Source organism: Mammaliicoccus sciuri (genome assembly GCF_025561425.1).
Classification (GTDB): Bacteria; Bacillota; Bacilli; order Staphylococcales; family Staphylococcaceae; genus Mammaliicoccus; species Mammaliicoccus sciuri_A.
Genome location: NZ_CP094824.1, coordinates 1,205,123 through 1,230,878 on the forward strand (window position 1 = coordinate 1,205,123; position 25,756 = coordinate 1,230,878).

Below are 25,756 nucleotides of genomic sequence, written 5' to 3' on the forward strand. Positions count from 1 at the left end.
GATAATGAGTTCTTCATTACATGCTACAACTATATTTGCAATAAGACATAATGGTCATTCTGCAATGGCAGGTGACGGTCAAGTTACATTAGGTGAGCAAGTCATCATGAAACAAACAGCAAGAAAAGTTAGAAGATTATATCATGATAAAGTTGTTGCTGGTTTCGCTGGCAGCGTTGCGGACGCATTTACTTTATTCGAAAAATTTGAAGTTAAATTACAAGAATATAGCGGTAATTTAACGAGAGCTGCAGTTGAGCTTGCTCAAGAATGGCGTGGAGATAAAATGTTACGTCAACTTGAAGCGATGCTCATTGTTATGAATGAAACTGATTTATTAGTCGTAAGTGGTACTGGAGAGGTGATTGAGCCAGATGATGGTATCATTGCTATTGGTTCTGGTGGTAATTACGCTTTAAGTGCTGGTAGAGCGCTTAAATCATATGCACCTCATTTATCGGCTAAAGAAATTGCAGAAGCTTCACTTAATACGGCTGCAGATATTTGTGTGTTTACAAACCATGAAATAAAAGTTGAAGAAATATAATTGGAGGGGTTTAAGGTTGTCACAAAATCAATTAAAAATGACACCGCATGATATCGTTGATCGATTAAATGATCATATCATTGGTCAACAAGATGCTAAGCGTAAAGTAGCAATTGCTTTAAGAAATCGCTATAGACGAAGTTTATTAGATGAACAACTTAGAAACGAAATCATACCTAAAAACATTCTCATGATAGGTCCTACAGGTGTAGGTAAGACTGAAATAGCTAGAAGAATGGCTAGATTAGTTGGTGCGCCTTTTGTAAAAGTAGAAGCTACTAAATTTACTGAAGTAGGTTATGTAGGTAGAGATGTTGAAAGTATGATACGTGACCTTGTTGAAGTAGGGCGTCGACTTGTTAAAGAAGAAAAGAAAAAAGGCGTACTCGATGAGGCGACTCAAAAAGCTAATGAAAAATTAGTGAAATTGCTTGTGCCTAGCATGAAGAAAAAAGCACAAAGTAATAGTAATAATCCGTTAGAGTCATTGTTTGGTGGACAATTCCCGAACTTCAATCAACAAGAAGAAGTTGAAGAAACACCAACTGAAGAAATAAAAACAAAACGTGAAGATATTAAAAAACAATTATTAAACGGTGAACTTGAAGAAGAAATCGTTAAAATAAAAGTAGAACAAGAACAACAAACACTTGGCATGATGGGTATGGAAAATAACCCTCAAATGCAAGATATGCTTAGTCAGATGATGCCTAAGAAAAAAGTTGAAAGAAACTTGCCAGTTAAATCAGCACGAAAAATTTTAACAGATGAGATTGCGAATGAATTGATTGACCAAGAATCCGTTAATGAAGAAGCAATACAATTAACTGAACAAATGGGTATGGTATTCATCGATGAAATCGATAAAATTGCTGTGAGCAACAGTAACGGTGGACAAGATGTATCTCGACAAGGTGTACAAAGAGATATCTTACCAATTGTTGAAGGTAGTGTCGTTCAAACGAAATATGGTTCAATTAATACTGAGCACATATTATTTATTGGTGCAGGTGCGTTCCATATGTCTAAACCAAGTGATTTAATACCTGAGTTACAAGGTAGATTTCCAATTCGCGTTGAATTAGATAGTTTAACAACTGAAGATTTCGTTAAAATATTAAAAGAACCGAAACAATCGCTTCTTGATCAATACAAAGCATTGTTGGAAACTGAGATGGTGACAATCAACTTTACAGATGAAGCCATTAATCGTTTAGCTGAAATTGCTTTTCAAGTTAACCAAGAGACAGATAATATCGGTGCAAGAAGGCTGCATACTATACTTGAAAAAATGCTAGAAGATCTTTCTTTTGAAGCTTCGAATATGCCAAATGCAGTTGTAGATATAACACCTGAATATGTTAATCAAAAATTAGAATCTATTGCGACAAATAAAGACTTAAGCGCATTTATTCTATAAAAAAGGAGAAAAAATTAAATGAGTTTATTATCAAAGACAAGACAATTAAATACGTTATTACAAAAGCATAAAGGTATTGCTGTAGACTTTAAAGATATGGCTAAAACTATCAGTGATGTAACGGTGACAAACGTATTCATCGTATCAAGAAGAGGTAAAATTTTAGGTTCAAGCTTAAATGAATTATTAAGCAATGAACGTATTATCAAAATGTTAGAAGACAGACATATTCCTAAAGAATATACTGATCAATTAATGCACGTAGAACAAACGAAATCAAATATCGGTATTGAAGAAGTATTAACTGTATTCCCACCAGAAAACAAAGAATTATTCGTTGATAGTCAAACAACTATTTTCCCAATCCTTGGTGGTGGTGAACGTTTAGGTACATTAGTAGTTGGACGTGTATCTCAAGATTTCAATGACAATGACTTAGTACTTGGTGAATACGCAGCTACTGTTATTGGTATGGAAATATTAAGAGAAAAACATAATGAAATTGAACAAGAAGCTAGAGACAAAGCAGCAATCAATATGGCAATTAACTCACTTTCATATTCAGAAAGAGAAGCAATTGAACATATCTTTGAAGAACTTGGTGCACCTGAAGGTTTATTAGTTGCTTCTAAAGTTGCTGATAGAGTAGGTATCACAAGATCAGTAATCGTCAATGCATTAAGAAAATTAGAAAGTGCTGGCGTAATTGAATCTCGTTCTTTAGGTATGAAAGGTACATTTATTAGAATTAAAAAAGAAAAATTCTTAGATGAGTTAGGATTATCTAAATAAAATACTTGATGAACAGTATAATATATGATATATTTGAAAACGGCTATAAAAGCCAAATTCACACATAATCACGGAAATTATGGATTGGTGCAACTTAACTAAGTTGTTTCTATAATAAGTGTTTATGGCGGAATAAAACCAATTAGGAGGAATTATCATGGCAGTTATCTCAATGAAACAATTGCTTGAAGCAGGTGTTCACTTCGGTCACCAAACACGCCGTTGGAACCCAAAAATGAAAAAATACATTTTCACAGAAAGAAACGGTATCTACATTATCGATTTACAAAAAACAGTTAAAAAAGTTGACGAAGCATACAACTTTATTAAATCTGTTTCTGAAGAAGGCGGTAAAGTATTATTCGTAGGTACTAAAAAACAAGCACAAGAGTCAGTTAAAGAAGAAGCTGAACGTGCTGGACACTACTACATTAACCAAAGATGGTTAGGTGGTATCTTAACTAACTATAAAACAATCTCTAAACGTGTAAAACGTATTTCTGAAATTGAAAAAATGGAAGAAGACGGTACGTTTGATGTATTACCTAAAAAAGAAGTTGTAGAACTTAAAAAAGAATATAGCCGTTTAATCAAATTCTTAGGCGGTATTCGTGATATGAAATCAATGCCTCAAGCATTATTCGTAGTAGACCCTCGTAAAGAGCGTAATGCGATTGCTGAAGCACGTAAATTAAACATTCCAATCGTTGGTATTGTTGATACAAACTGTGATCCAGATGAAATCGACTATGTTATCCCTGCGAACGATGATGCTATTCGTGCTGTTAAATTGTTAACTGGTAAAATGGCTGATGCTATTTTAGAAGGTCAACAAGGCGTTTCAAATGAAGATGTTGCTGAAGAGCAAAACATCGACTTAAACGAAACAGAACAAGCACTTGAAGAAGAATCAACTGAAACTACTGAAGCATAATTTCAAAAAGGTGATAAGGTTCTATAACTTATCACTTTTTTTTAGAAAGATTTAAGATAAACAATATATTATTTAAATAAATGGAGGAATTAGATTATGGCTATTTCAGCTAAACTTGTTAAAGAACTACGTGAAAAAACTGGCGCAGGTATGATGGACTGTAAAAAAGCTTTAACAGAAACTGATGGTGACATCGATAAAGCGGTAGATTACTTACGTGAAAAAGGTATCGCTAAAGCTGCTAAGAAAGCAGACCGTATTGCTGCAGAAGGTACTACTTTTGTTGCATCTAAAGGTAACGATGCAGTAATTCTTGAATTAAACTCAGAAACTGACTTCGTTGCTCGTAACGAAGGTTTCCAAAACTTAGTTAAAGAAATGGCTGATCATATTCTTGATGTTAAACCAGCTGACGTTGATGCATTAAATGCTTCAAAATTAGCTAGTGGTCAAACTGTTGAAGAAAAAATGAACGAAGCTATCTCTACTATTGGTGAAAAATTAACTTTACGTAGATTTACATTAAAAACAAAGACTGATAACGATTCATTCGGTGAGTACTTACACATGGGTGGACGTATTGGTGTATTAACTGTTGTTGAAGGTTCAACTAATGAAGAAGCAGCTAAAGACGTTGCTATGCACATCGCTGCATTAAATCCTAAATTTGTTTCTCGTGACCAAGTATCTGAAGAAGAATTAGCTCACGAAAAAGAAATTTTAAAACAACAAGCTTTAAACGAAGGTAAACCTGAAAATATCGTTGAAAAAATGGTTGAAGGTAGAATGCGTAAATATTTAGAAGAAATCTGTGCTGTTGACCAAGCATTCGTTAAAAATCCAGACCAAACTGTTGCTGAATTCTTAAAAACAGACGGTGGCGTGCTTGTAGATTTCGTTCGTTACGAAGTTGGGGAAGGTATCGAGAAACGTTCTGATAACTTTGCTGATGAAGTAAAAGGACAAATGAAAGGCAACTAAGATTGCTTTTTAGGAAGAAGACACGCTTTGTGTCTTCTTTCGTTATATATAAAGACCTAATTATAAGCATAGAGAGGGATCAAGATGACTAAGAATTCTAAATATAAACGCGTCGTATTAAAACTAAGTGGTGAAGCTTTAGCAGGAGACTCAGGCTTTGGCATTAACCCAGTCGTAATTAAAAGCATCGCTCAACAAGTGTCAGAAGTTGCTCAAATGGATTGCGAAGTTGCTGTAATCGTTGGTGGCGGAAACATTTGGAGAGGTAAAACTGGTAGCGATTTAGGTATGGATCGTGGAACAGCTGATTATATGGGCATGTTAGCCACTGTTATGAATGCTTTAGCATTACAAGATAGTTTAGAACAATTAGATTGTGATACTCGTGTATTAACTTCAATCGAAATGAAACAAGTTGCTGAACCATATATTAGAAGACGTGCGATTCGTCACTTAGAGAAAAAGAGAGTCGTTATATTTGCAGCGGGAATAGGGAATCCTTACTTCTCTACTGATACGACTGCAGCTTTAAGAGCAGCCGAAGTTGAGGCTGACGTTATCTTAATGGGTAAAAACAATGTTGATGGTGTTTATTCTGCTGACCCTAAAGTAGATCCTAATGCAGAAAAATACGAAAAATTAACATATATTCAAATGTTACAAGAAGGATTACAAGTTATGGATTCAACTGCTTCATCATTCTGTATGGACAATGATATCCCACTTGTTGTATTCTCAATTATGGAAGAAGGAAATATTAAACGTGCTGTTCAAGGTGAAGAAATCGGCACGATTATTACAAAATAAACTTGAGGTGTAATTCCATGGCAGATGTTATTCAAGAAACGAAGTCAAAAATGAACAAAACTATTGAAAGTTTCAATAGAGATTTAGCTGGAATCAGAACTGGACATGCAAATGCGAATCTTTTAGAAAGAGTAAATGTTGAGTACTACGGTGTTCCAACACCTATTCAACAATTAGCAGGTATTTCAGTACCTGAAGCGCGTTTGTTAGTTGTTCAACCATATGACAAATCATCAGTTGAAGATGTACTTAAAGCAATTAATGCAGCTAACTTAGGTGTTAATCCAACAAGTGATGGTACAGTTATTAGAATTTCAGTACCAGCATTAACTGAAGAACGCAGAAAAGAATTAGTAAAAGAAGCTAAAAAAGAAGCTGAAAATGCTAAAGTTGCAATTCGTAATGTTCGTCGTGATTCAAATGAAGATTTGAAGAAACAAGAAAAAAATGGCGAAATTACAGAAGATGATTTAAGAAATCAAACTGAAGAAGTTCAAAATATTACAAATGATTTCATCAAACAAATAGATGATTTAACGACTCAAAAAGAAAATGACATTTTGGAAGTTTAAAGATAAGAGCTGTACCAAATCAGACTTTGGTACGGTTTTTTCTTTATATATAACAGAATCACTCTTTTTGTGATAAAATGTATTATGATATGTTTAATTAATTTTACATATAAATTCGCGTTTGTTTGATGGAGGACGCTATGATAAAAAAGTTTATAAAGCAAAAACAACAAATAAATAATCAAGACAAAGAATTATCGATACCTGAACATATAGCAATTATTATGGACGGAAATGGTAGATGGGCTAAAAATAGAAAAATGCCTCGCATAAAAGGACATTATGAAGGTATGCAAACGGTTAAGAAAATAACACGTAAAGCAAGTGATTTAGGTGTGAAATATTTGACTTTATATGCTTTTTCTACGGAAAATTGGTCGAGACCAGAAGATGAAGTGAAATATTTAATGAAATTACCGGTTGATTTTTTAAAAACTTTTCTACCAGAATTGATCGAAAAAAATGTTAAAGTCACAACGATTGGTTTTACCGAAGCTTTACCAAAGCATACTAAAAATGCAATTGAAGAAGCTATCGAAAAAACGAAACATAATACAGGGCTAAATCTTGTATTTGCATTGAACTATGGTGGTAGAGCAGAAATTCTTAACGCTGTTAAAGAACTTTACCATGAAGTTGAAGAAGGCAATTTAACAATTCATGATTTATGTGAAGATAATATTAAGAAATATTTATTCACTTCAGATATTCCAGATCCAGAGTTGCTCATTCGTACATCAGGTGAAGAAAGATTAAGTAATTTTTTAATATGGCAATCATCTTATAGTGAATTTATATTTACTAAGACATTATGGCCAGATTTTGATGAACAATCACTTATAGACTGTTTGAAAATTTATCAGTCGAGACAACGAAGATTTGGTGGGCTGTAAAGGAGATAAAAATGAAGACAAGAACAATATCGGCAATTGTTGCTATGGCTGTATTTCTTCCAGTTGTTATATATGGTGGATTACCCGTAATAGTATTAGCATATTTATTAGCGATTATTGCTTTAAAAGAAATTTTAAATATGAATAATTTATCAATTATTTCTATACCAGGTTTTTTGTCCGTCGTTTCACTATGTATAATATTATTGCCTCAAGAACTCATTAATAACGATATTAGTGTTCAACTTAAACTTCTAATCGTAATGAGTTTCTTAATGTTGAGTTATACAGTGATGTCTAAAAATAGATTTAATTTTATGGATGCCTCTTTCTGTGTCATGTCCGTTACATATATTGGAATAGGCTTTATGTATTTCTATGAGACAAGAGAACATGGCTTACAATTTATCTTATTCGCATTATTATTAGTGTGGTTAACTGATACAGGTGCATATATATTTGGTAGATTATTTGGTAAACATAAACTTTGGCCATTAATTAGTCCGAACAAAACGATTGAAGGATTTATTGGAGGTATTTTCTCAAGTTTAATCGTTGCAGTTATTTTTGGACAATATTTTGATATGGATGTATCATTATGGTTATTAATTCCATTAACGATGTTATTAAGTATGTTTGGACAATTAGGTGACTTAGTAGAATCAGGGCTTAAAAGACATTTCGGTGTGAAAGATTCAGGGAATATTATGCCAGGACATGGTGGTATATTAGATAGATTTGATAGCTTTATCTTTGTATTACCACTGTTAAATCTATTCCTATTTCAATTGTAAATTGGGGTGAAGTCTTTGAAAAATATAGCTATTTTAGGAGCTAGTGGTTCTGTTGGACAGCAAGCATTAGATGTTATAAGAGAACATGCATCACAATTTAATTTAGTTGCATTTTCAGTCGGTAAAAACATTGCTTATGCACAGAATATAATTGAAGAATTTCATCCAGAACTCATATCTGTTCAAAATGAAGAAGATATAGATAAACTTAAACATTTAAATATTGAAATTGTACATGGGGACGCAGGTTTATTAGCAGTTGCAACATACCATAATACCGATATTTTATTAAATTCAATTGTCGGTAGTATAGGTTTAAGACCTACTATCGCAGCTATAGAAGCTGGTATAGATATAGGACTAGCGAATAAAGAAACTTTAGTTGCAGCTGGTGAACTTGTGATGTCAAAAGCTAGAGAACATAATGTTAACATTCTACCTGTAGATTCAGAACACTCAGCAATATTTCAATGTTTAAATGGTGAGAAGAAAGAGCAAGTTAATAAATTAATCATAACTGCGAGTGGTGGATCATTTCGTGATTTAACACGTGCAGAACTCAAATCTGTAACACGTGATGAAGCACTTAACCATCCTAACTGGTCTATGGGGCAAAAGATTACGATAGATTCTGCAACAATGGTGAATAAAGGTTTAGAAGTCATTGAAGCAAAATGGTTATTTGATTTAGATATTGACCAAATTGAAACAGTCTTGCATAAAGAAAGTATTATTCATTCTATGGTTGAATTTAAGGATACGAGTCTGATTGCACAATTGGGTACACCAGATATGAGAACACCCATTCAATATGCATTTACATATCCAGAAAGATATACAAGAGATGCAGAAAAATTAAATTTAGCTCAAATCGGTCAGTTAAATTTTAAAGAAATGGATTTCGATCGCTTTAAATGTATACAGTATGCTTATGAAGCAATTAAAATAGGTGGTACAATGCCCGTTGTTTTAAATGCTGTAAATGAAGTAGCTGTAAATAAGTTCTTGAACAATGAAATAACATTTTTGGAAATTGAAGACATGATTGGGGAAGCAATGAAAAATCATGAAGTTATTGAGCATCCAGATTTAGAAACGATTCTAAAAATTGATGCTACATATAAATCTAAGGATTACGGGGTGTAGGCGTGATTTATACAATATTAGCATTTATTTTTGTATTTGGACTATTAGTGACAGTACATGAATATGGACATATGTTCTTTGCGAAACGTGCAGGTATCATGTGCCCAGAGTTTGCCATAGGTATGGGACCTAAAATTTATTCATATAAGAAAAATGAAACACTTTATACAATTAGACTACTTCCAGTAGGTGGTTATGTCAGAATGGCTGGAGATGGATTAGAACAAAATCCATTAACACCAGGTATGCATATCGCAATTAAATTAAACGATCAAAACGAAATAACACATGTTATTATGGATGATCAACATAAATTCCAACAAATTGAACATATCGAAATTAAAGATAGTGATTTTGAAAATGATATTTTCATTGAAGGTATTACAGCAAGTGATGAAGAAAGACATCATTTTAAAATAGCGAGAGAATCTTACTTTGTTCAAGGTGGAGATTTAATACAAATTGCACCTAAAGATAGACAATTAATGTCTAAAAAGCCTTATCAAAGATTCTTAACTTTATTTGCAGGTCCGTTATTTAATTTTATTCTTGCTTTTGTTATTTTTATTGGGCTTGCTTATTGGAATGGTGTACCAACGAATGAACCAGTATTTGGAGATTTAGAAGACGGTGCTCCTGCACAAACTGCAGGTATTAAAAAAGGTGACGAAATTTTATCAGTAGATGGACAAAAAATTCAAAAGTTCACAGATTTACAACCTATTTTTAAAGAGAAGAAAACTGAGCCTGTAGAAATCAAAGTTGATCGTGATGGTCAAGAAAAGACTTTCAAAGTAGCAGCTAAAAAAGATAAACTAGAAGTTAGTAAAGGTAAATATGAAACACGATACATTATCGGTGTTGCACAACCGACAGAACACACTGTGTTTGGTCCATTAATTGCGGGTATTGAAAAAACAATAGTGGCAGGTCAATTAATATTCCAAGCAGTTCTTGGCTTGATTACGAGCATATTCACGGGTGGATTCTCCTTTGATATGTTAAATGGACCTGTTGGTATATATAGCAATGTAGATTCTATTGTGAAGCAAGGATTTATTACATTAATGGGTTACACAGCGTTATTAAGTGTTAACTTAGGTATTATGAATTTATTACCTATTCCAGCTTTAGATGGCGGAAGATTATTATTTGTTATTTATGAAATGATTTTCAGAAGACCGATTAATAAAAAAGCAGAAATGGTTATGCTTTCAATTGGTGCTGTATTTTTAATATTTGTAATGATTATGGTTACATGGAATGATATTCAAAGGTACTTCATGTAGCTTATAGGAGGAAACTTATGAAACAGTCGAAAATATTTATACCAACATTAAGAGAAGTTCCTGCAGAAGCGGAAGCAATTAGTCATAAACTTTTATTAAAGTCAGGTATGATTAAACAAAATGCAAGAGGTATATATAGTTATTTACCAACTGCTAAGCGTGTACTCAACAAAATTGAGCAAATTGTACGTGAAGAAATGGAAAAAATTGATGGCGTAGAAGTACTTATGCCTGTTTTACAACAAGCTGAACTGTGGAAAGAATCAGGTAGATGGGATGCATACGGTCCTGAGTTAATGAGATTGCACGATCGTAATAAACGTGAATTTAGTTTAGGACCTACACATGAAGAAGTTGTGACTTCTCTTGTAAGAGATGAATTGAAATCTTATAAACGTTTACCAATCACTTTATTCCAAATTCAAACAAAATTTAGAGACGAACAACGTCCAAGATTTGGATTATTACGTGGCCGTGAATTTATAATGAAAGATGCTTATTCTTTCCATGCTAATGAAGATTCATTAGATGATACTTACCAAGATATGTATCGTGCTTATCATAATATCTTTACAAGAGTAGGATTAAACTTTAGACCAGTACTTGCTGACTCTGGTGCTATCGGTGGAGATCATACGCATGAGTTTATGGCATTAGCTGATATTGGTGAAGACACAATTGTTTATAGTGAAACAAGTGACTATGCTGCAAATATTGAAAAAGCTGAAGTAGCTTATACACCTAATCATGAACATACACCATTAAAAGATTTAGAAAAAGTTGAAACACCAAACGTTACGACAGCACAAGCATTAGCAGACTTTTTAAATGTGACTTTAGATAAAATCATTAAATCAATGATTCTTAAAGTTGATGATGAGTATGTCATGATATTAATTAGAGGTCATCATGAAGTAAATGATGTTAAGTTAAAATCATATTTCAAAACAGATAATATCGAAATGGCAACTGAGTCTGAAATCGTGAATATTTTAGGTGCTAAGCCAGGTAGTCTAGGACCAGTTAATGTAGACCAAATCAAAATTTATGCAGACAATTTCGTTCAAGATATTAATAATTTAGCTGTTGGTGCGAATGAAACAGGTTATCATTTTATTAATGCGAACGTAGATAGAGACTTTAAGATTGAAGCATATGGAGACTTCAGATTTATTCTTGAAGGAGAAGCTTTACCAGGCGATTTAGGTGCTGCTAAATTCGCTGAAGGTATCGAAGTTGGTCAAGTCTTCAAACTTGGAACGAAGTACTCTGAAAGTATGAATGCGACATTCTTAGATGAACAAGGTAAAGCACAACCTCTTATTATGGGTTGTTACGGTATTGGTGTCTCTAGAACATTATCAGCAGCAATTGAACAATATCATGATGATAAAGGGATTATTTGGCCAAAAGCCATCGCTCCTTATGAAGTACATTTAATTGCGATTAATCCTAAAAAAGAAGAGCAACAAGCACTAGCGGATCAACTTTATGGACAATTACAAAATAAATATGATATCTTATATGATGATCGTAAAGAAAGTGCTGGTGTAAAATTTAATGATGCAGATTTAATAGGTTTACCAGTACGTGTTATGGTTGGTAAGAAAGCTTCAGAAGGTATCGTAGAAGTAAAACGTCGTGATAATTCAGAAAGTAAAGAAGTCCATATTGATGAATTAGATGAAGTACTTGCTACTTTCTATGATGCAGTAAAATAGACTGATAAAAACAACTAAATCTGATATAATATAAGATATTTAAAGAGGCTATTTAATGATTAGCCTCTTTTTCATTTTGATGAAGGTGGTCGTATAAGTGTCAATGACAGGGCAAGAGAAATTCCAAACGCTTCTCACACAAATGAACATAACAGATGAACTTGATAAAGATATCGTAGAACAAGGTGAACTTACAAGAATTGATGTGTCCCAATCAAAAAGATTGTGGCATTTCTACATTAAGTTGCAATATTATTTATCAAGTGAAATGTATCTTGTTTTTACAAATCAACTGAAAAGTGCTTTTAGTAGTATTGCGCAAGTTGATTGGACAATTGAAGTGACAACTAAAGAACAAATAGATGAACATATATTGAAATATATTCCACATTGTATTGATGGTACTGAATTAAGTGATAAAGTGAAACATCAACTTAAACAAAAGCCTATTATCTTTGCTGATGATATCGTGAAAGTTCAAGTGAACAATGATATTGAACGCGATTATTTCGATAAGCGTGTTAATGGTTCATTAGTAAAAGCGCTCCAGAAATGTGGCTTTCAAATAAGTCGTGTTATATTCGAAACGATGGATAATGAAGAACAAATAAGAAGAGAACTTGAATCATTTGAAGCGCACATCCAACAAGAAGATGAAGAAGCTGCACGAATTGCATCAGAAAAAATGGAACGTATGAAAAAAGAAAAAGCAGAATCTAGTGATAATGAAAATGCTGTATCACGATGTCAAATAGGTAAAGATATTCCTGTAGATTCTATTCGCAAAATAGAAGATATTATTGAAGAAGAGTTCAAAGTAGCACTTGAAGGTGTTATTTTTGATATTGAAATGAAAGAACTTAAAAGTGGTAGACATATTGTCACATTAAAAATTACGGACTACACCGATTCACTTATACTTAAGATGTTTACGAGAAAAGGTAAAGATGACCTTGAACATTTTAAAGCTTTAAAAGTAGGTACTTGGGTTAGAGCACAAGGTAGAATTGAACAAGACCAATTTATTCGTGATTTAGTGATGATGATGACGGATATCCATGAAATTAAGAAATCTCCTAAACTTGATAAAGCAGATGAAAAAAGAGTTGAATTTCACTTACATACATCTATGAGTCAAATGGATGGCATAACACATATCGGTAAGTATGTTGAACAGGCTGCTAAATGGGGACACAAAGCAATCGCGATAACAGACCATAATGGTGTTCAAGGATATCCAGATGCGCATGCAGCGGCAATGAAAAGTGGTATTAAAATGATTTATGGTATGGAAGGTATGCTTGTAGATGATGGTGTGCCGATTGCGTACAAGTCACAAGATATTCCGCTTAAGACAGCAACGTATATTGTATTTGACGTCGAAACAACAGGACTTTCAAGTCAATATGATCAAATTATAGAATTAGCTGCCGTTAAGGTTAAAGATGGCGAAGTAATAGACACATTTGAACGTTTTTCTGATCCAGGAGAACGTCTATCAGAAACAATTAAAAATTTAACAGGTATTACAGATGAAATGTTACGTGGACAACCTGATATTGAAACAGTTCTAAAAGATTTCCATGAATGGGTTGGAGACGCAATTTATATTGCGCATAACGCATCATTTGATATGGGCTTTATAGATACAGGATTTGAACGTATCGGACTTGGTGCTACGACAAATGGTGTTATCGATACGCTTGAATTATCACGTACAGTGAATACTGAATACGGTAAACATGGATTGAATTTCTTAGCTAAAAAATATGGTGTAGAACTTACACAACACCATAGAGCGATTTATGATGCGGAAACAACAGCACATATCTTTATTAAGATGTTAAAACAGTTAGAAGAACTCAATGTTCATAATCATAATCAAATAAACGAGAAGCTATCAAATGATGAAGCATATAAACGTGCAAGACCATCTCATGTAACGCTAATCGTACAAAACCAAGTAGGACTGAAAAATTTATTCAAAATTGTCAGTGCCTCATTAGTTGATTACTTTTATCGTACACCACGTATACCACGCTCGTTATTAAACAAATACAGAGAAGGTATTCTAGTAGGTAGTGCATGTGATGAAGGTGAAGTATTTACAACGGTTATGCAAAAAGACCAAGATGAAGTTGAGAAAGTTGCGAAATATTATGACTATATAGAGGTTCAACCAAAAGGATTATATCAAGATTTAATTGATAGAGAATTGATTAAAGATAATGAAACGATGGAAGAAATATATAGTCGTATATTAAGCGTTGGTGAGAAACTTGATATTCCAGTTATTGCAACAGGAAATGCTCATTATTTATATGAGCATGATGCAGTAGCACGAAAAATATTAATCGCTTCTCAACCAGGTAATCCATTGAATAGACAAACATTACCTGAAGCACACTTTAGAACAACAGATGAAATGTTAGACGAATTCCACTTCTTAGGTGAAGAAAAAGCATATGAAATTGTAGTTAAAAATACGAACGAACTAGCAGATAGACTCGAAACAGTAATACCGATTAGGGATGAATTATATACACCTAATATGGAAGGTGCGAACGAAGAAATTCGTGAAATGAGTTATGAGAATGCTAGAAAATTATATGGTGAAGACTTACCACAAATTGTTATTGATAGACTTGAAAAAGAATTAGAAAGTATTATCGGAAATGGTTTTGCGGTTATTTATTTAATCTCGCAAAGGTTAGTTAAAAAATCCTTGAATGATGGTTATTTAGTTGGTTCGCGTGGTTCTGTAGGATCTAGTTTTGTTGCGACAATGACTGAAATAACTGAAGTGAATCCGTTGCCGCCACATTATATTTGCCCATCTTGTAAAGAAAGTCATTTCTTTGATGATGGTTCAGTCGGATCAGGTTTCGACTTACCGGATAAACAATGTGAAAAATGTCATGTTGATATGATTAAAGAAGGACAAGATATACCGTTTGAAACATTCTTAGGTTTCAAAGGAGATAAAGTACCGGATATTGACTTGAACTTTAGTGGTGAATATCAACCTGTAGCCCATAATTATACGAAAGTACTGTTTGGTGAAGATAAAGTGTTCAGAGCAGGTACAATCGGTACGGTAGCTGAAAAAACAGCTTTTGGTTATGTTAAAGGATATTTAAATGATCAAGGTATTCATAAAAGAGCAGCTGAAGTTGATAGACTTGTTAAAGGTTGTACCGGTGTTAAAAGAACGACTGGGCAACATCCAGGGGGTATCATTGTTGTACCAGATTATATGGATATTTATGATTTTACACCAATCCAATACCCTGCCGACGATCAAAAATCACCATGGAAAACAACGCATTTCGATTTCCATTCTATTCATGATAATATTTTGAAACTGGATATATTAGGACACGATGATCCAACGATGATTAGAATGTTACAAGATTTATCAGGCATTGACCCTAAGACAATTCCAGTAGATGATAAAGAAACAATGAAAATCTTTAGTACACCTGAATCATTAGGTGTAACAGAAGAAGATATTCTTTGTAAGACTGGAACATTTGGTGTACCTGAATTTGGTACAGGATTCGTTAGACAAATGCTTGAAGATACGAAACCAACTACTTTTTCAGAACTCGTTCAAATATCTGGGTTATCACACGGTACAGACGTTTGGTTAGGAAACGCACAAGAGTTAATCAAGTCAGGTACATGTGATTTATCAAGTGTTATCGGTTGTCGTGATGATATTATGGTTTACTTAATGTATAACGGCTTAGAACCATCACTTGCCTTTAAAATTATGGAAGCAGTTCGTAAAGGTAAAGGCTTAACAGATGAATTTGAAGAAGCCATGAAAGAAAATAATGTACCAGATTGGTATTTAGATTCATGTAAAAAAATTAAATACATGTTCCCTAAAGCCCATGCTGCTGCATACGTTTTAATGGCATTAAGAATTGCATACTTCAAAGTTCATCATCCGTTGTTCTATTATGCAAGTTACTTTACAGTACGTGCGACAGACTTTGATTTAAAAACAATGACAAAAGATAAAGAGTCTATTAAAGCAACGGTGAAAGAATATTATAGCCGATTCCATGAATTAGCTAAAAAAGAAAAAGATGTATTAACAGTTTTAGAAATTACAAATGAAATGGCACATAGAGGTTACAAAATCCAGCCAGTAAGCTTAGAGAAAAGTGATTCGTTTGAATTCAAAATTGAAGGTGATTCACTTATTCCACCATTTATCGCAGTTCCTGGACTAGGTGAAAACGTTGCGAAACGTATCGTTGAAGCAAGAGAAGAAGGTCCATTCTTAGCTAAAGAAGACCTTAATAAAAAAGCAGGTGTGTCTCAAAAAATCATCGAATATCTCGATGAACTTGGATCATTACCAAATATGCCTGATAAAGCTCAGCTTTCAATATTTGATTTATAATGCATGTTCTTGAGCATAGCGCCATTATGTGATATACTGTTATTGCTTAAAATAATACTCTGACGTTTAAAGAGTGGGACATTTCCCGCTCTTTTCTGTTTGTATTAAGAGGGAGGTCATTATGAGTAAAGTTGCAGCACACGTTGAGGAAATTATTCAACCAATACTTGAAGATTTAAATTATGAACTTGTAGATGTCGAATATGTCAAAGAGGGATCAGACTATTATCTACGTATTGCAATTGATAAAGAAGGTGGCGTTGATTTGAACGACTGCACAATTGCCTCTGAAAAGATTAGTGAAGTTATGGACAAAGAAGATCCTATTAAAGAACCTTATTTCATGGATGTATCTTCACCTGGTGCAGAACGCCCATTGAAAAAAGAAAAAGACTATCAAAATGCAATTGAACAACCTGTATTTATCTCGTTATACGAACCTGTTGAAGGAGATAAAGAATGGTTAGGTGTTTTAAAAGAAGTTACTGAAACATCTATAACGCTAGAAGTGAAAATTAAAACAAGAACTAAGAATGTCACGTTGCCACGCAAGAAAATCGCTAAAGCACGTCGATCAGTAATGTTATAATATAAAGGAGGATACATTGTGAAAGGTAATGAATTATTACTTGCAATTGAATACCTTGAAAAGGAAAAAAGAATACCTCGTGAGGTACTTATTGATGCAATAGAAGCGGCTTTAATCACAGCTTACAAAAAGAACTATGACAGTGCCAAAAATGTTAGAATCGAATTGAATCTTGATGAAGGTACTTATAGAGTTATTTCAAGAAAAGACGTTGTAGAAGATGTTGAAGATTATAGAGATCAAGTAGCATTAGATACAGCATTAGTTACAAACCCAGCATACGAAATTGGAGATGTCTTTGAAGAAGACGTTACACCTAAAGACTTCGGTCGTGTTGGTGCTCAAGCAGCTAAACAAGCAGTTATGCAACGTTTAAGAGATGCTGAAAGAGGCATTCTTTATGATGAGTTTATCGATAAAGAAGATGACATTGTAACAGGTGTTATCGATAGAGTCGATCATCGTTATGTATATGTTAATTTAGGCCGTACTGAAGCTGTACTTTCTGAAGCTGAAAGAAGTCCAAATGAGCAATATTTACCAAATGAACGTATTAAAGTATATGTGAATAAAGTTGAACAAACGACTAAAGGTCCTCAAATCTTTGTATCACGTACACATCCTGGTTTATTAAAGCGTTTGTTCGAGCAAGAAGTTCCTGAAATTTATGACGGTACTGTTATTGTTAAATCTGTAGCACGTGAAGCTGGAGACCGTTCTAAAATTAGTGTCACTTCAGAAAATGGCGATATCGATGCTGTAGGTGCATGTGTTGGTGCTAAAGGTGTTCGTGTTGAAGCAGTCGTTAATGAATTAGGTGGCGAAAAAATCGACATCGTTGAGTGGGACGAAGATCCAAAAGTATTCGTAAGAAATGCTTTAAGCCCTTCACAAGTTGTAGAAGTTATTGTAGACGAAGAAAATCAATCGACTACAGTTGTCGTACCAGATTACCAATTATCATTAGCAATCGGTAAACGTGGACAAAATGCACGACTTGCTGCAAAATTAACAGGTTGGAAGATTGATATTAAATCAGAAACTGATGCAAGAGAAGCAGGCATTATTTCAACTGAAGAATCATAAAGTGAGGTGCTTTTATCATGAAAAAGAAAAAGATACCAATGCGTAAATGTATACTTTCAAATGAAATGAAACCTAAAAATGATATGATTCGTGTCGTTAAAAATAAAGAAGGCGAAATAACAGCAGATGCGACAGGTAAAGCACCAGGTCGCGGTGCATATGTTTCTAAAGATCTAGAAGTTATCGAAAATGCACAGAAACAAGGCAAGTTAGAACGTTATTTTGACAGTAATAAAGAAACACTTGAACCTGTCTATAAAGAAATCATTCGTTTAATTTACCGTGAGCGTATACCTAAATGAGTATAGAAAAGAAAGATCAAATTTTAAATTTTCTTGGTCTGGCAACAAGAGCTAGAAAGATTAAGACTGGCGAAGAAATTGTCATAAGTGAGTTAAGAAAAGGCAATGTTAAACTTGTCATACTTTCAGAAGATGCTGCAGCAAATGTTACAAAAACAATAAAAAATAAATGTGCAACTTATCATGTAACACTTTTAACTTTTGCTACACGCTATGAATTAGGCTACGCAATTGGAAAAGAAAGCAGAGTGGTGTTGGGCATAACTGACATTGGATTTAGCAAAAAGCTAAAAACGATGATTCATGATTTTCATGAGGAGTGAGTATATGAGTAAAAAGAGAATATATGAGTATGCAAAAGAAATCGATGTAAAGAGTAAAGCAATCATAGATGAATTAAAAAAGAATAACATAGAAGTATCAAATCACATGCAAGCATTAGAGGAGAATGACATTAAAATTTTAGATAAAGCATTTAAAAAGCAGGATTCTACTAAAAAAGACCAATCAACTACTCACGCAAATACAAATAAATCAAATAACAACAAACAGAATAACAAACAAAACAATAAACCTAATCATCAACAAAAGAATCAAAAGAATAAAAAGCAAAATAACAAAAAACAACATAATCAACAACAGCAACAACCTAAACCGGAAGTTAAAGAAACACCATCTTTAATTACGTATGAAGAAGGTATTACAGTTGGTGAATTAGCTGATAAAATCAACAAAGATGCTTCTGAAATTATCAAGAAGTTATTCTTACTTGGTGTCGTAGCTAATATTAACCAAGCATTAGATACTGAAACTGTTGAATTAATTTGTGCAGATTATGATATTGAAGCTGAGTTAGAAGTACATGTAGATGCTACTGACTTAGAAAATTACTTTGAAGTTGATGAAAATGATGCAGACTTAATTGAAAGACCTGCAGTTGTTACAATCATGGGACACGTTGACCATGGTAAAACAACACTTCTAGATTCAATCCGTAATACACGTGTTACAGCTGGTGAAGCGGGTGGTATTACACAACATATTGGTGCATACCAAATTGTTAACAATAACAAGAAAATTACATTCCTTGATACACCAGGACATGCTGCTTTCACAACAATGAGAGCGCGTGGTGCTCAAGTAACAGATATCACAATTTTAGTAGTTGCAGCTGATGATGGTGTTATGCCTCAAACAATTGAAGCAATTAACCATGCTAAAGCAGCAGAAGTACCAATTATTGTTGCGGTAAACAAAGTTGATAAACCAACAGCTAATCCTGATCGCGTTATGCAAGAATTAGGTGAATATGGTCTTTATCCTGAAGACTGGGGTGGAGATACAATCTTCGTTCAACTTTCAGCAATCCAAGGAGACGGAATCGATGATTTATTAGAAATGATTGGTTTAGTTTCTGAAGTTGAAGAATTAAAAGCTAATCCTGACCGTGCTGCAGTAGGTACTGTAATCGAAGCTGAGCTTGATAAATCACGTGGACCTGCAGCTTCTCTATTAGTACAAAATGGTACTTTAGAAGTAGGTGACTCATTAGTAGTGGGTAACACATACGGTAGAGTACGTGCGATGGTTAACGATTTAGGTAAAAGAATCAAAACAGCTGGACCATCAACACCTGTTGAAATTATTGGTTTACATGATGTACCACAAGCTGGTGATCGCTTTGTAGTATTCAAAAATGAAAAACAAGCGCGTCAAATCGGTGAAAAACGTCAACAAGAAAATATCTTAAAACAACGTCAAGATAGTAAGAGTGTTTCATTAGATAACTTGTTCGAACAAATGAAACAAGGTGAAATGAAAGATTTAAATATCATCATTAAAGGTGATGTGCAAGGTTCTGTAGAAGCTTTAGCAGCATCATTAATGAAAATAGATGTTGAAGGTGTTAATGTACGTATTATTCATACAGCAGTTGGTGCGATTAATGCATCAGACGTTACATTAGCAGCAGCATCAAACGGTATTATTATCGGATTTAATGTAAGACCAGATGCAGGTGCTAAACGTGCTGCAGAAGAAGAAAATGTTGATATGAGATTACACCGTATTATTTATAAAGTAATCGAAGAAATCGAATCAGCTATGAAAGGTCTTTTAGACCCTGAATTTCAAGAACAAGTTATTGGTCAAGCTGAAGTACGTCAAACATTTAAAGTATCTAAAGTTGGTACAATCGCTGGTAGTTACGTAACAGACGGTAAGATTACAAGAGATGCAAGTGTACGTATTATTCGTGACGGCATTGTTATCTTTGAAGGTGAATTAGATACACTTAAACGTTTCAAAGATGACGCTAAAGAAGTAGCAGCTGGATATGAATGTGGTATCACAATTGAAAAATTCAACGACATTAAAGAAGGCGACATCTTCGAAGCTTTCAAAATGGTTGAAATTGAAAGAAAATAAAGTGAATAGTTTAATATAAATCTTAAGAGACTGGGACATTATTTATTTATTTATTGTCTCAGTCTTTTTTGATATAGCATATAATTTTGGGGTTTTCACGAAAGGAGGAAAACGATGAAAATAATTTATCATGGTATTCTTAAGCATCTTAATAAACAACTCGATATTTATGCTAGTGATAAAGGTCTCGTATTTGTAGGCTCTTTTGATAAAGAAAATGAAATACATCAGTTTATTTCAAATATAGAAATTAAAGAAAATCAAGACAAAGTAAAACCTTATATCGATCAGTTGAATGAATATTTTAATGGAACAAGAAAAACTTTTGACTTAAAAATAGATATAAATTTCACACCTTTTAACGAAACCGTGTGGCAAGCGTTGACTAAAATACCATATGGAGAAACAATTACTTATTCAGATTTAGCCAATAAAATTAATAAACCAAATGCTGTAAGAGCCGTTGCATCAGCAGTCGGTAAAAATCCAATAAACATTGTGATACCTTGCCATCGTGTTATAGGCAAAGACGGACAACTAAGAGGCTATAGAGGCGGACTTGAAATGAAGCAATCATTATTAGAGTTAGAATCAGGACATTCTTAAGAGATGATATGAATTTCAAATAAACTAATAAATAGTTACAAATATGTTAAAAAATATTAAAATATTGAAGTATATAATGAGGTTTTGTAGATATATATTAACCACCATAGATTCTATCAACATTGAGGTGTATATAACTATGATTGAAGTAATAGATTTGGGACATTCTTATAAAAATAATGATGTATTTAGTAATGTAAATATTAAATTTAAACCAGGTAATATTTATTGTTTAGTTGGTGAAAATGGAGCGGGGAAAACAACATTTATTGAGTTAATTTTACGCATGAAATCAATACAATCAGGAAAAATTTTATTTGATAATAAGGAAACTATAGATTTAGAATTGTTAAAGAAGATTGGTGTCGTATTTCAAGAAAATACTTTAAAGCCTAGATTAAAAGGTAAAGAAGAGATTGATGCATATTCTGATTTATATAAAGTGAAAAAGGAATGGAAGAATAAGATAATTGATGTTTTTAATATAAAACCTATTTATAATAAATTCGGTAATTCATTAAGTGGTGGAGAGCGAAGAAGAGTATTGATGTCACTCGCTTTTATTAATAATCCTGAATATGTGATATTAGATGAACCGTTTACAGGTATTGACACAAAATTAAGATATGAAATAAGAAACTTTATAAGTGAGTATGTGAATAAAACAAATGCTACTGTTCTATTTAGTGAACATAATATATTAGAATGCCAAAAATATTCATATAACTTTATCTTTTTAAATAAAGGTGAATTTATAGATTTAGGAAATAGTTATAAGATAATGGAAAATAATTCAGATGGTAAAATAAAATTTAAAGATTTACAAGAATTATATTTAGAATTATCAAAAGGAGGTTCTCTATATGAAGACACTATTAAAAAATGAATTATTATCATATATAAGGGAACCTTTTGCATTATTTTTTAGTATTGTTTTACCTATTGTTCTTGTCTTTATATATGGCGATGCGTATGGCAAATATGATTATAACAAAGTTCTTTCTGGATATGATATGTCAGTTCTTTTTAATATTGTATTTTTAGTAGGAAATATTGGATTAATGGGTTTAACTATGACAATTATTGAAAAGAGAACTACTTTTTCTTCAAAAAGAGATCAAATTTTACCAATAAATGATCGAGGATTTCAAGTTTAAGTTAGCCACCTATAATGACTGAGGTGTACACAAGGGTTAACCGTATTCGAACCTGTTGAGGATTGATTGGTTTTAATCAATTAATACTCAACAGGTAACCAAAGTGATGTGAACCCAAATATTTGAACTAAACAAATCAAAATATTGGGGTGCATTCTAATGAGGAAAAAATATGAATTTAAATTCAAACTAAAACTTGTAAAAGAATATTTAGAAGGACATCAAAGTTATAGAACAATTGCTTTAAAATATGGTATTTCAAGTTGGTCTGTCCTTCGGATTTGGGTCAATCAATATAAAGAGTTTGGAGAAGAAGGTTTAGAAATAAAAAGTAGAAATACTGTTTATACTAGCGAATTTAAATTATCTGTTTTAAAATTTAGACAAGAAAATATGTTGTCTTATCAAGATACTGCGAATCACTTTAGAATTATTAATCCTATTATCATTGCCAATTGGCAACATCAATTTGATGAAAAGTGTCGTCTTGATATAGATAATAAACAAAAGGGACGATCTCACACTATGACTAAAAAACGATCTAAATCAGATAATAAAAATTTACCTTTAAATGAAAATGAACGTGAAGAACTTGAAAGACTTAGAAATGAAAATGAGACGTTAAAGGCAGGTATAGCTTATCAAAAAAAGTTACAAGTCTTGACCGACATTTACGGAAGCAAAAATCAGAAATAGTAAAGGTCATTAAGGAACTAAATGAAACATATAATATACGATTAAGTATCTTATTTAAAGTCGCTCAAATAGCTAAATCTGTATACTATTATTGGATAAATAAATTTAGTAAAGCTGATAAAGATGAAACATTGATTCAAGTAATAAAAGAAATATGTGAAGAATCAAACCATACCTATGGTTATCGTCGTGTTACACAAGCACTAAGAAATAGAGGTCTTATCGTAAATCATAAAAAAGTACTAAGAATTATGAAAGAACATAATCTAACTTGTACAAAGTTCACACATAGAGGTCGTAAGTATCGTTCCTTTAAAGGTAAAGTTGGTAAAGTAGCTCAAAATATATTAAATCGTAGATTTAAAACAAGTCTCCCATTTCAAAAAGTCGTAACAGATATTACAGAGTTCAAATTAATGAATGGTCAGAAATTATATTTATCACCTTTTATGGACTTATATAGTTCAGAGATTATCAGCTTTAAAATCTCAAGTCGTCCTACATTAGATATAGTCATCAATCCATTAAAAGAAATGATAAAGCGTCGTCCAAACCTAGATCATCGTTTAACGATTCATTCAGATCAAGGCTGGCATTATCAACATTCACAATACACTAGATTATTAAAAGACCATAAAATATTTCAGAGTATGTCTAGAAAAGGTAATTGTCTAGATAATTCAGTTATGGAAAACTTTTTTGGGTTACTTAAACAAGAAATGTATTATGGCCAAGAATTTAAAGATTTTCAGGACCTTGAACAAGCTATTCATCGATATATTGATTTTTATAATAACGAAAGAATCAAATCAAAATTAAAAGGCTTATCTCCCAAAAATTACAGGAGACAAACCTTTGAAATAATATACTAATTAAGGTTTAGATTTTTGGGTTCAGTACAAAGCTAAGACTTTAGCTTTGGAAAGATTCATACAGATTGAGGTGCTTTAAACTTTCTGCCATATTATGATGAGCTGTGTTGTAATTTAAAGTCTTTCTAGGATAGTCATTCATATATTGTTGTATGGCTTTTATGAAGCGTTTTTGAACATTGGATAAATCATGTGCTTTTGGAATAAAACGACGAATCATTTTATGTTGGTTTTCACTTGTCCCACGTTCATATGATGAGAATGGATGTGTGAAGTATATTTCTATCATATGGCCAAATTCTTCATACAGCGATGCAAATTCTGAACCATTGTCAGATGTGATAGATTTGAAGATTTTTGGTGCTTTTTCGCCTAAGGAGTCAAATAAGTTTTTCAATGCGTGAGACACCGCATCAGCACTTTTACTCTCTATTATTTCTAGTATTTCAAAACGCGTTTGTCTCTCAACAAGTGTTAAGATAACTGGCTTTGACTTGTCTTTAGTTCCTATTACGGTATCTATTTCCCAGTGACCAAAAGACTGACGTGATTCAATTTCACTAGAACGTGTCTCAATACTTGGACCGAGCACTCGACTGTGTGGATGATTATGGTAGCTATTCTGAGTAGAGTGACGTCTTTTTAATTTTTCTAGTAGATCAATATTCTTAGTTTCCATGATTTGTTGATCTATCCAAGCATATATTGTCGTTGTTGAAGGGATTTTTTCTCTTTCAAAACATTGTTCCTTGTGAGCATATGCCACGACTGCTTCAGGTGACCAGCGTTTCTTTTTCATGAGGTGATCTGCCCATGGAATAAATAATGGGTTCTTCTTCCATAAGGGCTGAGCACCACATTGTTGTCTGTTTTGTCGATAACGTTGTTGACCTAGTGAAGAAAAATAAATTTGCGTCTCATATTCATAGACTTTATGTTGCTGTTTTTGTCGTTTAATTTGACGTGTTGTTCCTCGATGAATTTCGTTATTGATTGTTTGAGGTGCACGTCCTAATTCACGCGCGATTGCACGATTTGAAAAACCTAAATTTTTAAGTGTTTCTATTTGAACACGTTCTTCATAACTTAAGTGTGTTCCTTTATGGTTTGTCATGTTAGAATAAGTATGCGTCATGTGAATTCATTCCTTTATTGATTTGGTCTGGTAGCCTCAATAATAACATGAAATTCACGTGGCGTTTTTTTGTCTAAAGGTGGCTAAGTTGATTATAAAATCCACCAAATATATTTTCTTCAGTTTTACTGACTATTATAATTACGATACTTATTATTGCACTAAATTATTTCTTGTATCCTTTAACGTTAAAATTCAATATATTACATATACTTGCATTTGTAATTATTTTATTCAATTTTTTTGCTATTGGATATATCACTGCAACGTTAAATATATCACCACGTACAGCTCAAGCTATTGGAATATTAGTGTTTTTTATATGTTTATTTTTTTCAGGTTTAGTTATTCCTTTTGATGAGTCAAATATTATTTTAAACAAAGTATCTACTATATCTCCATTTAGAGTTTCTATAAATGTTTTAACTGCAGTTACTGATATAGAACATATATTCAATTATTCAAAATATCTCATCATAATTTTAGTTTATACAATAATTAATTTATTAATTATTGTTTTGAAAGGTAGATTTAGCAAAGAAATTATTCAAAAGTAAATATATACATATATCA

Annotated in this window: 25 protein-coding genes; 24 read left to right on the forward strand and 1 reads right to left on the reverse strand. The window is 32.7% G+C overall.

Annotated features, from left to right (window positions below; genetic code table 11):
• Positions 1-4: 4 nt before the first annotated feature.
• The 23 genes from hslV (at position 5) to MUA60_RS06400 (ending at position 24,048) form a co-directional block, all read left to right on the forward strand.
• Positions 5-547: an ATP-dependent protease subunit HslV gene (gene hslV, locus MUA60_RS06290; RefSeq protein ID WP_037560086.1), complete on the forward strand. Its 543-nt coding sequence runs from the start codon at positions 5-7 to the stop codon at positions 545-547.
• A 37-nt stretch (positions 548-584) separates the two neighbouring features.
• Positions 585-1,967, forward strand: coding sequence for an ATP-dependent protease ATPase subunit HslU (gene hslU / locus MUA60_RS06295; RefSeq protein ID WP_048542780.1), 1,383 nt, complete (start codon positions 585-587; stop codon positions 1,965-1,967).
• Positions 1,968-1,985: 18 nt separating this feature from the next.
• A complete protein-coding gene (gene codY / locus MUA60_RS06300) occupies positions 1,986-2,759 on the forward strand; it encodes a GTP-sensing pleiotropic transcriptional regulator CodY (RefSeq protein WP_262650276.1) in 774 nt (257 codons plus the stop codon).
• Positions 2,760-2,916: 157 nt separating this feature from the next.
• Complete coding sequence (rpsB, locus tag MUA60_RS06305) at positions 2,917-3,693, forward strand: 30S ribosomal protein S2 (RefSeq protein ID WP_262650277.1); 777 nt, start codon at positions 2,917-2,919, stop codon at positions 3,691-3,693.
• Positions 3,694-3,786: 93 nt separating this feature from the next.
• The gene (gene tsf, locus MUA60_RS06310; RefSeq protein ID WP_185805765.1) at positions 3,787-4,674 is read left to right on the forward strand and encodes a translation elongation factor Ts; all 888 of its coding nucleotides are present in this window, start codon (positions 3,787-3,789) and stop codon (positions 4,672-4,674) included.
• Between the two features lie 84 nt (positions 4,675-4,758).
• The gene (pyrH, locus tag MUA60_RS06315) at positions 4,759-5,481 is read left to right on the forward strand and encodes a UMP kinase (RefSeq protein WP_262650278.1); all 723 of its coding nucleotides are present in this window, start codon (positions 4,759-4,761) and stop codon (positions 5,479-5,481) included.
• Positions 5,482-5,498: 17 nt separating this feature from the next.
• The gene (frr, locus tag MUA60_RS06320; RefSeq protein ID WP_025905326.1) at positions 5,499-6,053 is read left to right on the forward strand and encodes a ribosome recycling factor; all 555 of its coding nucleotides are present in this window, start codon (positions 5,499-5,501) and stop codon (positions 6,051-6,053) included.
• A 140-nt stretch (positions 6,054-6,193) separates the two neighbouring features.
• Positions 6,194-6,946 (forward strand): undecaprenyl pyrophosphate synthase, encoded by a 753-nt coding sequence (locus tag MUA60_RS06325; RefSeq protein ID WP_262650279.1) that lies wholly within the window; start codon positions 6,194-6,196, stop codon positions 6,944-6,946.
• 11 nt (positions 6,947-6,957) lie between these two features.
• Positions 6,958-7,740: a phosphatidate cytidylyltransferase gene (locus tag MUA60_RS06330; RefSeq protein WP_262650280.1), complete on the forward strand. Its 783-nt coding sequence runs from the start codon at positions 6,958-6,960 to the stop codon at positions 7,738-7,740.
• 15 nt (positions 7,741-7,755) lie between these two features.
• Positions 7,756-8,886 carry a 1-deoxy-D-xylulose-5-phosphate reductoisomerase gene (dxr, locus tag MUA60_RS06335; RefSeq protein WP_262650281.1) on the forward strand — a complete coding sequence of 377 codons (1,131 nt, stop codon included), beginning with the start codon at positions 7,756-7,758 and terminating at the stop codon, positions 8,884-8,886.
• Between the two features lie 2 nt (positions 8,887-8,888).
• The gene (gene rseP / locus MUA60_RS06340; protein WP_262650282.1) at positions 8,889-10,175 is read left to right on the forward strand and encodes an RIP metalloprotease RseP; all 1,287 of its coding nucleotides are present in this window, start codon (positions 8,889-8,891) and stop codon (positions 10,173-10,175) included.
• 17 nt (positions 10,176-10,192) lie between these two features.
• Entirely contained in the window at positions 10,193-11,896 is a 1,704-nt protein-coding gene (locus MUA60_RS06345) for a proline--tRNA ligase (protein ID WP_262650283.1), read from the forward strand.
• A gap of 97 nt (positions 11,897-11,993) precedes the next feature.
• Entirely contained in the window at positions 11,994-16,313 is a 4,320-nt protein-coding gene (locus MUA60_RS06350) for a PolC-type DNA polymerase III (RefSeq protein ID WP_394812736.1), read from the forward strand.
• A gap of 121 nt (positions 16,314-16,434) precedes the next feature.
• On the forward strand, positions 16,435-16,902 hold the full coding sequence (gene rimP / locus MUA60_RS06355) for a ribosome maturation factor RimP (RefSeq protein ID WP_262650285.1): 468 nt from the start codon (positions 16,435-16,437) through the stop codon (positions 16,900-16,902).
• An 18-nt stretch (positions 16,903-16,920) separates the two neighbouring features.
• On the forward strand, positions 16,921-17,988 hold the full coding sequence (gene nusA / locus MUA60_RS06360) for a transcription termination factor NusA (protein WP_037587793.1): 1,068 nt from the start codon (positions 16,921-16,923) through the stop codon (positions 17,986-17,988).
• A gap of 17 nt (positions 17,989-18,005) precedes the next feature.
• Complete coding sequence (rnpM, locus tag MUA60_RS06365) at positions 18,006-18,290, forward strand: RNase P modulator RnpM (protein WP_025905335.1); 285 nt, start codon at positions 18,006-18,008, stop codon at positions 18,288-18,290.
• A complete protein-coding gene (locus MUA60_RS06370) occupies positions 18,287-18,613 on the forward strand; it encodes a ribosomal L7Ae/L30e/S12e/Gadd45 family protein (RefSeq protein ID WP_262650286.1) in 327 nt (108 codons plus the stop codon). The genes rnpM and MUA60_RS06370 overlap by 4 nt, the downstream gene beginning before the upstream one ends.
• A 4-nt stretch (positions 18,614-18,617) precedes the next feature.
• Positions 18,618-20,717 carry a translation initiation factor IF-2 gene (gene infB / locus MUA60_RS06375; RefSeq protein WP_262650288.1) on the forward strand — a complete coding sequence of 700 codons (2,100 nt, stop codon included), beginning with the start codon at positions 18,618-18,620 and terminating at the stop codon, positions 20,715-20,717.
• A gap of 114 nt (positions 20,718-20,831) precedes the next feature.
• Positions 20,832-21,323, forward strand: coding sequence for a methylated-DNA--[protein]-cysteine S-methyltransferase (locus MUA60_RS06380; protein WP_262650289.1), 492 nt, complete (start codon positions 20,832-20,834; stop codon positions 21,321-21,323).
• A 139-nt stretch (positions 21,324-21,462) separates the two neighbouring features.
• Complete coding sequence (locus MUA60_RS06385; RefSeq protein ID WP_262650290.1) at positions 21,463-22,209, forward strand: ATP-binding cassette domain-containing protein; 747 nt, start codon at positions 21,463-21,465, stop codon at positions 22,207-22,209.
• A complete protein-coding gene (locus MUA60_RS06390) occupies positions 22,187-22,480 on the forward strand; it encodes an ABC transporter permease (RefSeq protein ID WP_262650291.1) in 294 nt (97 codons plus the stop codon). The genes MUA60_RS06385 and MUA60_RS06390 overlap by 23 nt, the downstream gene beginning before the upstream one ends.
• A gap of 159 nt (positions 22,481-22,639) precedes the next feature.
• Positions 22,640-23,176 (forward strand): transposase, encoded by a 537-nt coding sequence (locus tag MUA60_RS06395; protein WP_262650292.1) that lies wholly within the window; start codon positions 22,640-22,642, stop codon positions 23,174-23,176.
• Positions 23,177-23,184: 8 nt separating this feature from the next.
• On the forward strand, positions 23,185-24,048 hold the full coding sequence (locus tag MUA60_RS06400; RefSeq protein ID WP_262650532.1) for an IS3 family transposase: 864 nt from the start codon (positions 23,185-23,187) through the stop codon (positions 24,046-24,048).
• 40 nt (positions 24,049-24,088) lie between these two features.
• Here MUA60_RS06400 and MUA60_RS06405 read toward each other — a convergent pair whose 3' ends face one another.
• Positions 24,089-25,183 (reverse strand): IS30 family transposase, encoded by a 1,095-nt coding sequence (locus MUA60_RS06405; RefSeq protein WP_262650294.1) that lies wholly within the window; start codon positions 25,181-25,183, stop codon positions 24,089-24,091.
• Positions 25,184-25,338: 155 nt separating this feature from the next.
• Between MUA60_RS06405 and MUA60_RS15545 the strand changes: the two genes are divergently transcribed.
• Positions 25,339-25,740, forward strand: a complete 402-nt coding sequence (locus MUA60_RS15545) for an ABC transporter permease (protein ID WP_394812742.1) — start codon at positions 25,339-25,341, stop codon at positions 25,738-25,740.
• Positions 25,741-25,756 lie beyond the last annotated feature (16 nt).

Coding starts and splice junctions, on each gene's coding strand:
- rpsB (WP_262650277.1), top strand. CDS start 2,917: ATGGCAGTTATCTCAATGAAACAATTGCTTGAAGCAGGTGTTCACTTC.
- frr (WP_025905326.1), top strand. CDS start 5,499: ATGGCAGATGTTATTCAAGAAACGAAGTCAAAAATGAACAAAACTATT.
- MUA60_RS06395 (WP_262650292.1), top strand. CDS start 22,640: ATGAGGAAAAAATATGAATTTAAATTCAAACTAAAACTTGTAAAAGAA.
- MUA60_RS06405 (WP_262650294.1), bottom strand. CDS start 25,183: ATGACGCATACTTATTCTAACATGACAAACCATAAAGGAACACACTTA.
- hslU (WP_048542780.1), top strand. CDS start 585: ATGACACCGCATGATATCGTTGATCGATTAAATGATCATATCATTGGT.
- hslV (WP_037560086.1), top strand. CDS start 5: ATGAGTTCTTCATTACATGCTACAACTATATTTGCAATAAGACATAAT.
- MUA60_RS06385 (WP_262650290.1), top strand. CDS start 21,463: ATGATTGAAGTAATAGATTTGGGACATTCTTATAAAAATAATGATGTA.
- MUA60_RS06380 (WP_262650289.1), top strand. CDS start 20,832: ATGAAAATAATTTATCATGGTATTCTTAAGCATCTTAATAAACAACTC.
- MUA60_RS06370 (WP_262650286.1), top strand. CDS start 18,287: ATGAGTATAGAAAAGAAAGATCAAATTTTAAATTTTCTTGGTCTGGCA.
- MUA60_RS06325 (WP_262650279.1), top strand. CDS start 6,194: ATGATAAAAAAGTTTATAAAGCAAAAACAACAAATAAATAATCAAGAC.
- pyrH (WP_262650278.1), top strand. CDS start 4,759: ATGACTAAGAATTCTAAATATAAACGCGTCGTATTAAAACTAAGTGGT.
- codY (WP_262650276.1), top strand. CDS start 1,986: ATGAGTTTATTATCAAAGACAAGACAATTAAATACGTTATTACAAAAG.
- rnpM (WP_025905335.1), top strand. CDS start 18,006: ATGAAAAAGAAAAAGATACCAATGCGTAAATGTATACTTTCAAATGAA.
- rimP (WP_262650285.1), top strand. CDS start 16,435: ATGAGTAAAGTTGCAGCACACGTTGAGGAAATTATTCAACCAATACTT.
- MUA60_RS06330 (WP_262650280.1), top strand. CDS start 6,958: ATGAAGACAAGAACAATATCGGCAATTGTTGCTATGGCTGTATTTCTT.
- infB (WP_262650288.1), top strand. CDS start 18,618: ATGAGTAAAAAGAGAATATATGAGTATGCAAAAGAAATCGATGTAAAG.
- MUA60_RS06390 (WP_262650291.1), top strand. CDS start 22,187: ATGAAGACACTATTAAAAAATGAATTATTATCATATATAAGGGAACCT.
- MUA60_RS06345 (WP_262650283.1), top strand. CDS start 10,193: ATGAAACAGTCGAAAATATTTATACCAACATTAAGAGAAGTTCCTGCA.